Consider the following 246-nt stretch of genomic DNA (forward strand, 5'->3'; position numbering starts at 1 on the left):
CACCGGTTCCTTCGACGTGACCGAGGCGCTGGCCTCCGGCCCGCTCGGGGGCGGCTCGCGTCCCGGTGGTTCCGGTGGCCCCAGCGGCCCCGGCGGTCCTGGCGCCTCCGGCGGTCCCGGTGGTCCTGGTGGTCCTGGTGGCGAACCCACCCGTGACGACCTTCCGTACTTCTCCGACGGTCCCGCCCGAGGCGGCGCCACCGGCGGTGCGAGCGGGCGCGGCCCCGGTGGCACCGGCGGCTTCAA

At 77.6% G+C, this 246-nt stretch carries 1 pseudogene; it reads left to right on the forward strand.

What is annotated here, in order from left to right:
* Nucleotides 1-246, forward strand: a pseudogene (locus tag GTW40_RS32580) (hypothetical protein); the annotation flags it as partial.

This window comes from Streptomyces sp. SID4985, assembly GCF_009863025.1.
Taxonomy (GTDB): domain Bacteria; phylum Actinomycetota; class Actinomycetes; order Streptomycetales; family Streptomycetaceae; genus Streptomyces.